We start from the raw sequence: 14,896 nt of genomic DNA, 5'->3' as shown, positions 1-14,896 counted from the left end.
GATGACGTCGAGGTGCGCCGCGGCGCCCTCGCCCACCTCGAGCGCGACGCCCGAGGAGTCATAGCCGCGATACTCCATACGCTTGAGGCCTGTGACCAGGATGTTCTTTGCAATATCAGAGCCGGTGTAGCCGACAATTCCGCACATAGGATAAATCCCTTCGTCCGCTTGACTGCAAAACGTCCACGCACAGGGGGCGCTGAGACGCATAACGTTCGAGTATTGTACTCACGCAAACGCAATCTGATATACCAGAAGTGGTATCTCAACTTAGATACCACCCGATGCACACACGTCCAGCCGGTCCAAACCACCACAATGGGGACAGGCACCTTCGTGGTGGTCGCGCTGGCAACGGCGTTTCCCCAGATAAAACCTGCCAAAATAAACCTGTCCCTTTTTGGTAGGTTTGGGATGCTACAATCTGGCTTGTACTTGAAACGCATCAAAGGGGCCGCTATGGCAAAGGTTAAAATCAGCGACGTCGCGCGCGAAGCCGGGGTTTCGTTGGGCACGGTTTCCAACGCACTCAACCATCCCGAAAAGCTGCGCCCCGAGACCCTCAAGCTCATAAATGAAACCATCAATCGACTGGGCTACCTGCCCAACCAAAGCGCTCGTCAGCTCGCGGGCGGCGCCACCAAGTCCTTTGGCCTGGTGCTCCCCCGTCTCGATCACGGCTTTTCGCTCCAAATTGCCAGCGGTGCCCATAACGAGGCCCGAAAGCACGGTTACGACCTGCTCATCGCCAACGCCGATAACGACGATATTCTCCAGGACCATTACCTGCGCTACTTTATGGGCACCCAGATGTCCGGCGTCATGGTTCAGCCCATGGCATCCCCCGACTGGCACCCCGCTATGACCAAGATGCCCGTGCCGATTGTCCACCTGGACATCCATTGCTCCGAGCCCGGCTACTACGTAGCGGCCGACAACGAGGCACAGGGGCGCATTATCGCCGAGCTCGCCATCGCCCGCGGCGCACACCATATCACCGTTGTGGGCAGAGCGGCATTCATGCAGCTCACCCTGCGCGTCCTTGGCATTCACAAGGCCCTCGCCCTGCATCCCGATATCAAAATTGAGGTCATTGACGCCGGAGAGTGGAATACCGCAGCCGACGGCTACAGCATTGGCGCTCAGATTGCCGGGCGCCCTGCCAACGAACGCCCCGATTTTGTCGTCGGTCTGACCGACGTGTTGGCCTCGGGCGTTATCTCGGCATTGGTCGACAAAGGCATCTCCGTCCCCGAGCAGGTTCGCGTGGCCGGATGCGACGGCAACCCACTCGCTTGGAGCGGATCGGTCCCGCTCACTACGGTAGCGCCCCCGGGCTACGAGATTGGCCGCAAGGGTGTCCAACTGCTCATGGAGCAAATCGAGAACAAGGTCCCGACAAAGACCAAGCATATCCACGTCGGCTCTGCAGCACGCACCGTCACCGCAGCCACCGCCGCCGAGGATATCAACCGCCAAGAATTGGTACGTCCGTTCCTACTGGAGCGCGCCAGCACCCAGGCAAACACCCAGACCGACGCCACGGCCATCAACCTAGGCGCGTATCTATAGCACGTCGGCCAGTATGCCAAAACGCCGCTTACGCAAAGACGGCCAATTACTCGCTTCAACGCCGCAATTGTCTAGCGTGCGGCCTTGACCGCCGCCGCCAGATCGAACAACGTGTCGAGCACGACCTCGCAGCCATCCACCACGTCCTGCGGCAGCGGCACGATATCGGGCACAGCAAAGACATGGCAGCCGGCCGTGATACCCGAGACGCAGCCGTTGCGCGAATCCTCGACCACGGCGCACTCCTCGGGGGCAAAGCCCGCGCGCTCGCAGGCGAGCAGATACATCTCGGGGTCGGGCTTGCCGTGCACGACGTCCTCGCCACACGTTACCGTTTCAAACTTGTCAAAAAGACCGACCATCTTAAGGTTGCGCTCGGCCGTAACGAGGCGCGACGACGTCGCTAGGCCCACGTGATAGCCCGCAGCTAGCAGCTCGTCTAGGCACTCGGCGGCGCCGGCCTTAAGTTCCAGTTCGGTCTTGACCATCTCGTCGCGAATCTCCTTGTGGCGGACATAGACCGCCTCGGTGGTTTCGTGGCTGCCGTAATGCTCATCAAGGATGTCCATGACATCGGGCAGCGTGCGACCGATAAACTGATGGATCAGCGCATCATCAATCGCGAGCCCAAGCTCAGCGGCGCCTGCCTTCCAGGCCTTAATCCCCAAACGCTCGGTATCGACCAGCGTTCCATCCATGTCAAAAATAACAGCCTTGATCATATCGGTCCCCCATCGACTCTCGCTGTCGCGTTGCTGCAACTCTACCGCATTTGGCAACTTGTATATAACGTATATGCCATATTGCACTTTCGTTACACAGATAGAAGTCTTATGGCAAGTAACGCATTAGGATTATAGTTTTCGATCGAGTACTCAACGATAAGGATCGTTTCATGATTTTAGACACCACGGCACCCGCAGAGGAGCTTCAAGACAAGCTATCGGCGCTCGAACAGCTGCTTTTGGCATACGGGCGCGTGGCTATCGGGTTTTCCGGCGGCGTTGACAGCAGCTTTTTGGCCGCCGTATGCGCCCGCGTCATGCCTACCAATACTCTTCTCGTCCATCTCACCACGCCGCTTATCGGCACGCCCGAGCAGGCTTCGTTTGAGCAGTCCGTTGATGGGCAGGCCAATGAAGGGGCACATTTTAAGCTCCCCGTGCTCAATCTTTCGGTGGATCAGCTGCAGCTCCCCCAAGTAGCCTGCAACGATGCTAATCGCTGCTACCACTGCAAGCACGCCGGCTTTACCGCCATCGTCAACCACGCCAAGTCGCTCGGCTTTCCCACCGTCATCGATGGCAGCAATGCAAGCGATCGCGGTGACTACCGCCCCGGCATGCGTGCGGCAGAAGAGCTCGGCGTACGCTCACCCCTTATGGAGGTCGGCTTTACCAAGGACGAAGAGCGCGAGCTGCTGCGCGCATGGGGCTATCCCGTTTGGAACCTACCGGCGGGAGCATGTCTTGCCACCCGCGTCCCCACGGGCGAGGAGCTTACGCGCGAGAAAGTCAATTTAATCCGCGCCTGCGAGGATTACCTGCACGATCTTGATCTGGCACAGGTACGCGCGCGCTTGATCGGCGGCTGCATGCATATCGAGGCCGCACCCGCAGATGTCGCCAAGATTGCTGCCCTCGGTGGCAACGCCGTCGATGCCGAGGGCAAAACCCCGCTGCCCGCCGTTATCAAGTCCGCGCTGCGCGAACTGGGCTGCGACCATATCTCCCCCGAGGTCACCCCCTACATTCACGGCAACATGAATCTTTAAGTTACGCCGTTTTACAAACGGCGTAACCGCTCGGCGCTGCGCAGGCCCCGGGCACGGCAATCTGACGCTCAACTTCACGGGCGCGACCAAAAGGTCAGCGCCCGCTTGTTCCACGTCACCTTACCGCACCCGGAGCCCGCTCGCTCGCATATGCTCAACCTGCACTGCGTTAACTGACCTGCCAAAAAGGAACAGGTTTATTTTGGCAGGTTTTATCTGGGGAAATATCGCGAGGCAGTCGCTCCCCTAGCACCCATCAAACTTCGAGAGACGATAGAGGGGCAATTCGGCTGCATCTACTTCTTCCGATAGCGGCGGTTGCGGCTCGTCGATGAACCCATTACTTCGATGAGCCCTTTATCCGTCATTTTTGGCAGATGGTAGCTGACGGACGAATTTTGGCATTCCGTCTCTCTAAAACAAGGCGCTCATCTCTCTAACTTTAGAGAGATGAGCGCCTTGTTTTAGAGAGACATTAAGAGAGATGTATCGAATTCGCTGCTAGACTGCCCAATGCTATCTCTCTAACCAACCTTCTCTTTAGAGAGACATTTAGCGAGATGAGCGCGACCTCTCTAATCATGGGCTCCACTCTTTAAGGTGCACACTTCCTAACCGTGCCCTAAGTTGCGGTGAAATAGTCCCCGATTAACCTGCCAAAAAGGGACAGTTTTGTTTTGGCAGGTTTTATCTGGGGAAACGCAAATAGGGCCGTGACACCCATACGGCGTCGCGGCCCTTTTCCTTGGAGAAGGATCAATTGATTGAACGGGATGACCGTTCTAGTCTTCGAGTCCGCTATTGATGAGCTCCGCAATCTCAACGGGATCGGTGCTCGCGCGCACCTTGTCACGGAAGCCGGCGTCCATCAGCATCACGGCAGCCTTGGAGAGCAGACGCAGGTGCGTAGTTCCGGCCTCGCCGGCGGGCACGTACAGCGCGAGCGCAACATCGACGGGCACCCCATCGAAGCTCGGCCATTCAACGGGCTCGGTCAGTTTAAGCACGGCAACGCCCGGCGTGTGGATCGCGTCGCTTTTGGCATGCGGAACGGCAAAACCGGCGACAAGGCCGGTCTCGGCCTCGTTCTCGCGAGCAATGAAGGCGGCCTCTACGGCAGATGCGTCATCGGCAAAGCCGAGCTCGATGGCCTGCTCGGACAAATAATGTAGGGCGTCCTCGCGCGAGGCGGCGGTATACCCGATTGTCACTTGGTTGACAGATACAAATCCCATGGAAACCTTCCTTACAACACGGACCTGACCGCAGCTTCGATGCCGTCGGCGTCCAAACCGTACTTGTGCAGCAAATCGACCGCAGGGCCGGACTCGCCATACACATCGCGCACGCCGACGCGTCGCATCGGCACCGGATGCTGCTCTGCGAGCACCGAGGCCACGGCCTCGCCAAGACCACCGATAATCGAATGCTCCTCGGCGGTGACCACGCGACCAGTCTTCTTGGCGCTGGCAACCACCAGGCGCTCATCAAGCGGCTTAATCGTGTGCATGTTGATGACCTCGGCATCGATACCATCGGCAGCGAGCGCCTCGGCAGCCTCAAGCGCCTCGGCGACCATAAGGCCACAAGCGATGATGGTCACATCGGACCCCTCGCGCACGACCACGCCGCGACCAATCTTGAACTCATAGTCCTCGTGATCGTTGATGACCGGTGTTGCCAGGCGGCCGAAGCGCATGTAAACCGGGCCCTCAAACTCATAGGCGGCGCGCACGCATGCGCGAGCCTCGATGTCATCGGCGGGAACGATTACCGTCATACCCGGGATCGTGCGCATGAGCGCGATGTCCTCGCAGCACTGATGCGTGGCGCCGTCTTCACCGACCGAGATACCCGCATGCGTGGCACCGATTTTGACGTTGAGGTGCGGATAGCCAATGGAATTACGCACTTGTTCGTACGCGCGACCGGCGGCAAACATCGCAAAGGTGCTCGCAAAGGCGACGTGGCCCGTGGTCGCGATGCCGGCGGCGAGCCCCATCAGGTTGCTCTCGGCAATGCCGGCGTCGTAGAAGCGCTCAGGGTGCGCAGCCTTAAACTTACCGGTCTGCGTGGCGGCGGCCAGGTCGGCATCGAGAACCACAAAGTCATCGCGCTCATTGCCGAGCTCGACAAGTGCCTCGCCATAGCTAACGCGCGTGGCGACTTTCTTGACGTCTGCCATTAGAGCTCCTCCCCTGCCGCTGCGAGCTCGGCCATGGCCTGCTCAAACTGTTCATCGTTGGGTGCCTTGCCGTGCCAGCCCACCTGGTTTTCCATAAAGGAGACGCCCTTGCCCTTCACCGTCTCGGCGATAATGGCCACGGGCGAGTCGCTCACTTTGCGGGCCTCGGCAAAGGCGGCGGCAATCTGCGCCATGTCGTTACCGTCGGCGAGCTCGATCACATGCCACTTAAAGGCGCGGAACTTGTCAGCGAGCGGCATGGCCGAGTTGACTTCATCGATCGTGCCGTCAATCTGCAAGCCGTTGTGGTCGACGACGGCAACAAGATTGTCGAGCGCATGGTTGCCGGCAAACATGGCCGCCTCCCACACCTGGCCCTCCTCGCACTCGCCGTCGCCCAGCAACGTGTAGACGCGGTAGCTGTCACCCCAGCGCTTTGCGGCGAGTGCCATTCCAACCGCGGCGGAGATGCCCTGACCGAGCGATCCGGTGGACATATCGATGCCAGGGGCGTCGTTCATGTTGGGATGGCCCTGCAGTCGGCTGCCAATATGACGGAGCGTCTCGAGCTCTTCGACGGGAAAATAGCCGCGATTTGCCAACACCGAATACAGGCCCGGCGCCGCGTGACCCTTGGAGAGCACAAAGCGATCGCGATCGGCCTTGTGAGGGTCGGCAGGATCGATATTCATTTCCTCAAAGTACAGATACGTCATGATGTCGGCGGCACCGAGCGATCCGCCCGGGTGTCCCGACTTGGCCGCGTGAACCGCAGTCACGACACCCTTCCTGACCTCATTGGCGACCTTCGCCAGCTCCTGGTTGGTCATACGAATTCCTCTCTTGAGAACAACCCCGGCACCGGATGACGCGATGCCGGGGCAATCCACTCGTTAAGCCTGAGCGACGACCTTCTGCCAGTCAGCCTCAAAAGAGGCGAGGCCCTGGTCGGTCAGCGGATGATGCAGGCACTTCTTGAGAGCGGCCATGGGCACGGTCGCAATATCGGCACCGAGTAGCGCGGCCTGGGTCACGTGGTTGGGCGTACGAACCGAGGCGGTGATGATCTCGACGGTGTCGTCGACGTTCTTGCCCGTCCAGTCGTAGTTCTTAATGCAGGTCACGACGTTGTCGAGCTGCGAGATACCGTCCTCGGCGATGTCATCGAAACGACCGACAAACGGGCTGATGTAGCGAGCACCGGCATTGGCGGCCATAAGGGCCTGCGTCGGCGAGAAGACGAGCGTCATGTTGACGCGCACGCCAGCATCGGCCAGCGCACGGCAGGCGGCAAGGCCGGCCTCGCACACGGGAAGCTTGACCACGATGTTGGGGGCGAGGGCGGCAAGGCGCTTGCCCTCCTCGATCATACCCTCGGCAGTGGTAGCGGTAGACTCGGCGGAAACGGGCAGGCCCTCGCAGAGCTCGGCAATCTTGAGCATATGCGGCTCAAAGTCGGCAAGCTTGCCGCCGGTCTTGGCGTACAGGGACGGGTTGGTGGTAACACCGGCCAGGCAGCCCCAGCTCTTGGCCTCGGCGATCTCGTCCAGATTGGCGGTATCGATAAAGAACTTCATGGTGCAAACTCCTTCGAAGGAATCCAAAACTCAAAAAATAGGACAAAGGGGATGTCCCTTTGTCCTATGTGCCGGGCCTGCGGCTGGGACATGCCCCAGGCCCGGCGTCGTGTAGGAAAAGCTACTTAGTCCTCGAGAGCCTTCTCGATGCGGCTCGTGACGCCCTTGAGGTTAAGACCGACGACGTACTGCTTGATCGGGCGCTTGATGTGCTCGATCACAAAGCGCTTGCCGTCGATGTCTTGGGCAGCGAGGTTGCGATAGAGCTTCTCGACCTGCTCCTTGACCTCGGGATCGTTGAACGCATAGTGGCCGGAGACATCTAGGATCTTCAGGCTGAGCTCATCGTCGGCAAGGATGTCATCGACCTGCAGGTTGACGTCGTCGCCAGTCATCCACTTGCGCCAGCGCTCGGTCTTGATAGCCTTGACCAGCAGCGTGTGATACAGGTCGGAGGGGTCATCGCACAGACCGTTGTCGACCAGGATCTGCTCGGTGGCGCAGAGCTTGAGGTAGGCGCGGGTCTCCTCGGTGCCATACTGCGGAGCGACGTTGGAGGCGGTCACGTGTGCCGGGATGTGCTCGAGCAGCGTCGCGTCGTCCAGATAGTCGGCGTTGTGCTCCTTCAGGCCCACGCCATAGCGCTTGGCCATATCGGCAAGCTCGCGGGCGTTCTTGAAGTTGTAGTGACCGACCTGCTCCGTCCAGCGGGTAAGGGTGCCGGTCTGGCCGACGATAAAGGTGGGCATGGGGCAGCCGCGCTTCTCGAGCTCGGGCTGCAGCTGAGAAATGAACTCCTCGTACTTATCGGTAGAGGTCAAGCCGCCATTGGTCTCCTCGGTACCGACCTCATAGGCGACCTCGGGCAGGTTATGCTCGCGACGGTACTGCTCAAGGTAGTCGATAAGATCGATCGTGCGGCGAAGCACCACGTCGAGCGGAATAACCTTGCCGATCTGATAGGGATCCTTGGTGGGGTCGACCATCAGCAGGTCAAAGCCTGCCTCCATGTCGGCGACGAAGGACTTGCGGGCGAGCTCCATGGCCTCGTCCTCGGGCAGGTGGGCGTTACGCTCCTCGTCGCGCTGCCACGGACCGCCGTGATCTCGGCACAGGTAGTACGGACCGGTGTAACCCACCTCGTCGGCGACCTTCTTGATGTCGGCGGCAAAGCGCGTCTGGTCCCAACCGTTGACGTAGCCGGCGCCCATCTCGTCCATATCGACCTGGTTGCGGCTGGCGATAAACATGGGCGGGAAATCCTCGTCCTTGGCAAGCTCGAACACGGCCTGAATCAGGTTGGGGCTCATGGGGCCAATGCCGACCATGGTTGCGTGATCGCCGCTATCCTGCAGTTTGAGCATGCCCTGAACGGCCTGGCGGATGGTGAGGTTGGACATTTTGTTCTCCTTCTCCAGAGGATTTTTGACAAAAGTTCCCTGGGACCCAGATGCGGGCCCTATCAGTACGGATGGATTTTGTTGTGTAGGGGCGGTTGTGCGGAGTCAAATCCATCCCTCCGCACAACCGGAGTCCTTAAAGGTTTACTTGGCCTGCTTGTCGAGCGTGGGCTTCATGGCAATCAGGATTGCAGCGGCGACCACGGCGCCAATCACGATGTCCAGGCAGAACAGCGCGACGTTGTTGGTGGCAAGGGCGACGATAAAGCCACCGTGCGGGACGTAGCAGTCGATACCCTGGAAGGCGGCGAGCGCCGCGCCCACGGCAGAGCCGATGCAGATGCCGGGAAGGGTGTGACCGAGGTCCTTGACCGCAAAGGGGATAGCGCCCTCGGTAATACCGATGCAGCCCATGAACAGCGCGGAGATGCCCATCTGGCGGTCGGCGTCATCGAACTTGTTCTTGGCGATGAGCGCAGCGAGACCACAGGCGATCGGGGGAACGGCGACGGCGACGCGGAACATACCGTTAGGACCGTAGATACCGGAGGCCATGATGGCCATGGTGAAGGTCGAGGCGGTCTTGTTGATGGGGCCACCCATATCGAAGGCGGTCATAACGCCAATGACCAGACCCAGGACAACTGCGGAACCGCCCTGCAGGCTGCCGAGCACGCCGGTGAGCCAGTCCATCACAAAGCCAAGCGGCGTGGCCAGGATGTAGATATAGGCCATGCCCAGGACAAGCGAGGTCAGAATCGGGATGATCAGGATGGGCATGATGGTCTGGATGGTGTTGTTGACCTTCCAGGTCTTCATCCAGCGGACAAAGTAGCCGCAGATGACCGCCATGATCATGGCGCCCAAGAAGCCGGTCGAAACGCTGTTGCCGTTAGGGGTAACGACTGCGTTGTTGACCAGGTAGCCCAGGACAAAACCGGGGGCGAGCGCGGGCTTGCCAGCCATCGAGTAGGCGATGTATGCCGCAAGCACCGGAATCATCATGGAGATGCCGGCCATGCCGATGGTGTTAAGACTCACCATCAGCGGGTTCGTAACCTCCATGCCGTTGGCGCCGGCGGTACCGGATGCCAGCGAGAAGGCGAGGAACACGCCGCCGATAACGACGATGGGGATAAAATAGGAAACGCCGGTATTGAATGCATTGAGCAGCGTCTTACCCGGATCGGCAAAGATAGACTGCTTGGACGCCGGTGTCGGGGCCTGCGGGGCAGCGGAGACGGCCTTCTTCTCTGCCTTGGCCTCGGCCTTGGGCGCGTCAACGGCGCCACCCGTCGCCTTGATGATCTCAATGGCCTGGTCGATGATCTTTACCGGATCGGCGATTACATCCGAGGTGCCGACCTTCAGGAACTTGCCCTCGGCCATCTTCTGCTCAAAACGGTCCTCGTTCTCGACACCCACGTCGACGGACTCCAGGACCAGGTCGGCGGAGTCCACGTCTTCCTGCGTGAGCTCATTCTCGATACCCAGGCCACCCTGAGCCTCGACCTTGCACTCGATGCCACGGGCGGCGCATTCATCCTGAATCGCCTTCTGGGCCATATACGTGTGGGCGATACCCACAGTACAGGCGGCAACGCCTACGATCTTCATTGCTTCCCTCTTTTCATAGAGTTGCGTGCGCAAGACACCGTTTGCGGAGGCCTCCGGAGCATCCCCTGCCGTTTGGACTTGCTGTCTTTTCGACAAGAACAATATAGGTGCTCGTTTTTCTTAATGCCAGCTTATTTCGGTAAACGCGCAGGTCAGAGCGTTGGTTATGCGATTTAGTTATGCGTTTAACCAAAAATGAATCCTGCGATTTTGCCCTCGATTTCAAAAGTCAAGAAGTATTTGATTTTCTCGGTAGACGGCAGATGCGCATGCCGGTCACAAATTTCGACCCCACCCGTATGCCGCATTTGTTGCATACTCATATGAAAGGAAAAAGCCGCTCACCGAAGCGTATCCTTCACCAAGACTCAAAGTCATCATGTTGGAAAATGCTCATCTGTCGGAAGGAGTCGCTGTGGCAAAACAGCGCGTTACGATCGCAGACGTCGCTCGAGAGGCGGGAACCTCGACGGCAAGCGTCTCGTATTACCTCAACGACAAACGAGAAAAGCTTAGCGAGAAGACGCAGAACAAAATCGCGCGCGTCATTAAGGAACTCGGATACGTTCCCAACGCCCAAGCGCAGACGCCCACCGGCAAGCAAACCCACGTCATTGCCATCATCATTTTGGATAACACCAACAAATGGGCGGGGCTCGTTCTCAATGGCATGGAGCAGGTCATGCTCCCCGCGGGCTACCAGACGGTCGTTTGCACGAGCAACTTTAACCCCGAGACCGAGCTCATGTACGTCGACAAGATGCTCTCGCTGGGCGTCGATGGCTTTATCATCCAGCCCACGGCAAACTTCAAAGCCGTGCATGACCGCATTAGACGCGCCGGCAAGCCGGTCGTCTTTTTCGATGCGGCCATCTATAGCCCAGGTACCAGCTGGATCAAAACCAACCTTTACGACGGCGTGTACAACGCCACACAGGCACTCCTCGACGCCGGCTACGAAGATTTCTTTTCCATTGCCGCCAACATGACCGAAATGCGCACCCGCATGGAGCGTTTTCAGGGGTATGCCGAGGCGCTGGCAGCGAACGGGCAGCTCTACAAAGCGATTCCCATCGATCACAACAAGCCGTCAATCAACGAGCTTACCGAGTACTTTAAATTCAAGTTCAATCCCGCCAAGCGAACCCTTATCTTCGTGCAAAATCAGTGGGCACTTCCCCGTGTCTACAAGGCCCTCCAGCCAATGGCCCATCTGCTTCCGCAGCAAATCGGCCTTTTGGGACTCAACTGCGAAGACTGGACTAATCTCACCACGCCGACCGTCTCCACCATCATCGAGCCCGTCGACCAAGAAGGTCGCGAAGCAGCCGAGATGCTGCTCGCCCTACTTGACGGCAGCAGCGAACCCGGCGAGCAGCGCATTCTCGAGTGCAAGCTTAACTGGCTCGACTCCACCTCGATCTAGAACGCGGGACAAATGAATCAGTAGCGTCTATCCCAAATCTTGAGTATTTGTTCGACAGAACGGCCCCTGCCGGCTCCTGCTAGACTGGTAGATTCCCAACCGTCCATCCAGGAGCCTCAATGTCGCACAAGCCCGCCTACAAGCAAGTACTTTCCATCGGCACCGCCCTGGCGTTGGGGTTTGCGCTGTTTACGGGATCGCTCGACGGAGCTCCCAAGCTGCTGTCGCCGCAAAGCGATGAACAGGCGGCGGCTCTGGCCGAAAAACAAAACGAGAGCCCCAGCCGCACCGACGACGAGGCAGACCTGGTTGCCCGGCTCGAATCGGGAACAGTGAGCTCTTCAGACCCTCAAAACGGCCAAGACTCTGGCGATGGCTCCGATTCCGCCGCAACCGACACCGATGACGACGTTTCCGCGGACAGTGCCGCCACCCCCATCGACGAGGTCGAAAACCCCGACCTCAACCGCGCCCGCGGTGTTTATCTCAGCAGCATTCCCGACTACGCCGGCAACCCCTACGTTGCCCTTCGCGCCGACAGCACGCACCCGCTAGGCACACCATCATTCACGCTCGATGAATACGAGCGCGCTGCAGAAGAGGGTTGCTTTAAGAAGTTCTCCAAACTCGACAGCCTGGGCCGCACCCGCAAAGCGCTCGCCTGTGTGGGCCCCGAATCGCTCGGTCAAGGCGAGCGCGGCGATATCTCGCGTATCCATCCCGCTGGATGGCGCCAGCAGCGCTACGACTTTATTCCGGGCCAGAGCCTCTACAACCGCTGTCACCTTATCGCCTGGTCGCTCTGCGGCGAAAACGCCAACCGCAAAAATCTCCTCACCGGCACGCGCTATCTCAACGAGACGGGCATGCTGCCGTTTGAAGAGCAGATTCTCAACTATATTCGCGATACGGGCAACCATGTGCTCTACCGCGTCACGCCTATGTATAACGAAGAGGAACTTGTCTGCCGTGGCATGCGCCTTGAGGCGCAATCGGTCGAGGACCACGGCAAGACCCTCTGCTTCCACGTATATTGCTACAACCTGCAGCCGCACGTGCAGATCGACTACACCACCGGCCGCAATCAGGCCTCGGGAGACTAGGACCGACCAAGCTGCCCCAAAGCCTAAATGATCCGTTTTCCTCCGTCCCCAAGGAATCAAAAAGAGCCGCCCCGGTTACCCAGGGCGGCCCTTTCGTCAGCACCTACATTGCAGACAAAATCACGTGCTACTTGGCGCGGCCCTCCTCATAGCGCTCGACCAGCTTGGCCTGAACGTCATAAGGCACCTGCTCATAGCCTGCGGGCTTCATGGTAAAGTCACCCGTGCCGCGCGTGATAGAGCGCAGGCGCGTCGAATAATCCGTCAGCTCGGCGAGAGGTGCCTGGGCGATGACCACGGTGTCGCCGCGCTCATCGGTCTCCATGCCCGTCACGCGACCGCGCGATGCCGAGATGTCGCCCATCACAGCGCCGGCGTAGCTCTCGGGGATGGTCACCGTAATTTCCTCAATGGGCTCCAGCACCACCGGGTCGGCATCGGCACATGCCTTGCGCAGGCCGATGCGAGCTGCCGCGCGGAACGCCATCTCGTTGGAGTCGACGCTGTGATACGAGCCGTCGTACACAGCCACGCGAATGCCCGTGAGCGGGTAGCCGGCAATGATGCCGTCCTTCATGGTCTCCTGGACACCCTTGTCCACGGCGGGAATCAGCGAGCGCGGAATGCGGCCGCCTACGACCTCATCCACAAACTCGTAGCCGTCGCTCGTGCCGTCGGGCCCAATAAGCGGCTCCACGCGCAGCCAGCAGTCGCCGTACTGACCGGCACCACCGGTCTGCTTCTTGTGGCGGCCCTGGGCGCTCGCCGTGCGGCGGATGGTCTCGCGATACGGAATGCGGATCGGCACGCTCTTGGCCACGACCTTGGTACGGTCCTCCAAACGGTTGAGCAGCACCGAAACCTGCGCCTCACCCACGGCGGAGATAATGGTCTGGCCGGTCTCCTCGTCACGATCGATGCTCATGGTCGGATCGGCCTTGCAGGCCTTCTCGATAAACGTGTAGAGCTTCTCTTCGTCCCCGCGATTCTCGGCCTCGATGGCAATGCGGTACTGCGAGTTGGGGAACTTAAACGCCGCAGCCTCGACCTTGCCGGTAATCGAGAGCGTATCGCCCGTCTCGGCCGCCAGCTTGGGTGCCACGATAATGTCGCCGGCATAGGCGTGACCGACCTCGGTCATGTCGCGGCCGCACATCACATACAGGTGAGCCAGACGGTCGCCCTTGCGCGTGCGCGCGTTGACCAGCTCAAGGCCTGGCTCAAGCGTACCCGTCAGCACCTTAATAAAGCTGATGCGACCCTGCTGCGGATCGGCCAGGGTCTTAAACACAAACGCCACCGGACGATCATCGTCGCTTGAAATCTTGAGCGAATCGCCGTCGATAAGCGGCATCTCGCCGTAGTCGGTCGGCGCCGGGAAGTACGTCGCGATGTCGTCCATCAGCGAGTTGACGCCCTGCTCCTTAATGCAATCGCCCGCAAAGACCGGCACAAAGATGCGCTCGGCGATCGCCTTCGACAGCAGGCCCTCAAGCTCCTCCTGCGTCAGCGTCTCCTCGCCCTCCAGGTACTTCATCATCAGTTCGTCGTCAGCCTCGGCCACCAGCTCGCACAGATGGTCATGGGCCTCCTCGGCCTGGGCACGATACTCCTCGGGAATCTCCGACTCAACGGCTTCGGTGCCGTTGCAATGGCGCGCCTTCATGCGCACCAGGTCGATGATGCCGTCAAAGTCCTCGCCCTCGCCCCAGGGAAGGGTCACGGCGCCCAGGCGCGTGCCAAAGCGCTCCTGCAGCAGGTCCATCGTGGTCGCAAAGCTGGCCTCGGAGCGCGACAGGCGGTTTACGAACACCGCACGCGCCAGGCGCAGGTCCTCGGCGGCATACCAGAGCTTAACCGTCGTAGGCTGCGGGCCGGCCTCGGCGTCGACCACAAACAGAGCCGTCTCGCAGACGCTCATCGCGGCAAAGGCGTCGCCGATAAAATCGGGGTAGCACGGGGCATCGAGCACATTGATGCGCGCGCCCTTCCAGTCGATCGGCGCGATGGTCGTCGAGATGGAAAATGCACGCTTGACCTCTTCGGGGTCATAGTCGAGCGTGGGCTTGGTGCCGTCGTGGCCGCCCAGGCGGGCGGTCTTGCCGGAAAGGTGGAGCATGGCTTCGGCGAGTGAAGTCTTGCCCACCCCGCCTTGGCCTACGAGCACCACGTTCCTTACGTTACCGGTCTGGGGAGCACCCATGATGACCTCCTTGCAGGGCCGCGCGCAATGCGCGACGCC

12 protein-coding genes are annotated in these 14,896 nt (G+C 59.8%); 4 read left to right on the top strand and 8 right to left on the bottom strand.

Annotated features, from left to right (window positions below; translation table 11 throughout):
- The first annotated feature begins 459 nt into the window (after positions 1–459).
- Positions 460–1,572 carry a LacI family DNA-binding transcriptional regulator gene (locus AB5Z25_RS08175; protein ID WP_229058847.1) on the top strand — a complete coding sequence of 371 codons (1,113 nt, stop codon included), beginning with the start codon at positions 460–462 and terminating at the stop codon, positions 1,570–1,572.
- A 71-nt stretch (positions 1,573–1,643) separates the two neighbouring features.
- Here the strand turns inward: AB5Z25_RS08175 and AB5Z25_RS08170 are convergent, their stop codons facing one another.
- A complete protein-coding gene (locus tag AB5Z25_RS08170; RefSeq protein ID WP_195444763.1) occupies positions 1,644–2,294 on the bottom strand; it encodes an HAD family hydrolase in 651 nt (216 codons plus the stop codon).
- A 173-nt stretch (positions 2,295–2,467) separates the two neighbouring features.
- Here AB5Z25_RS08170 and larE point away from each other — a divergent pair, with 173 nt between their 5' ends.
- Positions 2,468–3,346, top strand: a complete 879-nt coding sequence (gene larE / locus AB5Z25_RS08165; protein ID WP_368135279.1) for an ATP-dependent sacrificial sulfur transferase LarE — start codon at positions 2,468–2,470, stop codon at positions 3,344–3,346.
- Between the two features lie 782 nt (positions 3,347–4,128).
- Here larE and AB5Z25_RS08160 read toward each other — a convergent pair.
- From AB5Z25_RS08160 to AB5Z25_RS08135, 6 genes are all read right to left on the bottom strand, one after another.
- Positions 4,129–4,581: a PTS sugar transporter subunit IIA gene (locus AB5Z25_RS08160; RefSeq protein ID WP_368135278.1), complete on the bottom strand. Its 453-nt coding sequence runs from the start codon at positions 4,579–4,581 to the stop codon at positions 4,129–4,131.
- Between the two features lie 11 nt (positions 4,582–4,592).
- On the bottom strand, positions 4,593–5,531 hold the full coding sequence (locus AB5Z25_RS08155) for a transketolase family protein (RefSeq protein WP_196033265.1): 939 nt from the start codon (positions 5,529–5,531) through the stop codon (positions 4,593–4,595).
- Positions 5,531–6,361 carry a transketolase gene (locus tag AB5Z25_RS08150; RefSeq protein WP_368135277.1) on the bottom strand — a complete coding sequence of 277 codons (831 nt, stop codon included), beginning with the start codon at positions 6,359–6,361 and terminating at the stop codon, positions 5,531–5,533. Before AB5Z25_RS08150 ends, AB5Z25_RS08155 begins: the two co-directional genes overlap by 1 nt.
- Positions 6,362–6,424: 63 nt before the next feature.
- The gene (gene fsa, locus AB5Z25_RS08145) at positions 6,425–7,108 is read right to left on the bottom strand and encodes a fructose-6-phosphate aldolase (protein WP_006235616.1); all 684 of its coding nucleotides are present in this window, start codon (positions 7,106–7,108) and stop codon (positions 6,425–6,427) included.
- Between the two features lie 125 nt (positions 7,109–7,233).
- Positions 7,234–8,508, bottom strand: a complete 1,275-nt coding sequence (locus tag AB5Z25_RS08140) for a class II D-tagatose-bisphosphate aldolase non-catalytic subunit (RefSeq protein WP_006235615.1) — start codon at positions 8,506–8,508, stop codon at positions 7,234–7,236.
- Positions 8,509–8,652: 144 nt separating this feature from the next.
- Positions 8,653–10,125 carry a PTS fructose transporter subunit IIC gene (locus AB5Z25_RS08135; protein ID WP_196033257.1) on the bottom strand — a complete coding sequence of 491 codons (1,473 nt, stop codon included), beginning with the start codon at positions 10,123–10,125 and terminating at the stop codon, positions 8,653–8,655.
- A 415-nt stretch (positions 10,126–10,540) separates the two neighbouring features.
- Between AB5Z25_RS08135 and AB5Z25_RS08130 the strand changes: the two genes are divergently transcribed.
- Entirely contained in the window at positions 10,541–11,551 is a 1,011-nt protein-coding gene (locus AB5Z25_RS08130; protein ID WP_368135276.1) for a LacI family DNA-binding transcriptional regulator, read from the top strand.
- A gap of 119 nt (positions 11,552–11,670) precedes the next feature.
- A complete protein-coding gene (locus AB5Z25_RS08125; protein ID WP_368135275.1) occupies positions 11,671–12,654 on the top strand; it encodes a DNA/RNA non-specific endonuclease in 984 nt (327 codons plus the stop codon).
- A 127-nt stretch (positions 12,655–12,781) separates the two neighbouring features.
- Here the strand turns inward: AB5Z25_RS08125 and AB5Z25_RS08120 are convergent, their stop codons facing one another.
- Positions 12,782–14,857, bottom strand: a complete 2,076-nt coding sequence (locus tag AB5Z25_RS08120; protein WP_368135274.1) for an elongation factor G — start codon at positions 14,855–14,857, stop codon at positions 12,782–12,784.
- Between the last annotated feature and the right edge of the window lie 39 nt (positions 14,858–14,896).

Origin of the sequence: Collinsella aerofaciens (assembly GCF_040910325.1) — a bacterium.
Classification (GTDB): domain Bacteria; phylum Actinomycetota; class Coriobacteriia; order Coriobacteriales; family Coriobacteriaceae; genus Collinsella; species Collinsella aerofaciens_BL.
This window is presented reverse-complemented; position numbering and strand designations above follow the sequence as displayed.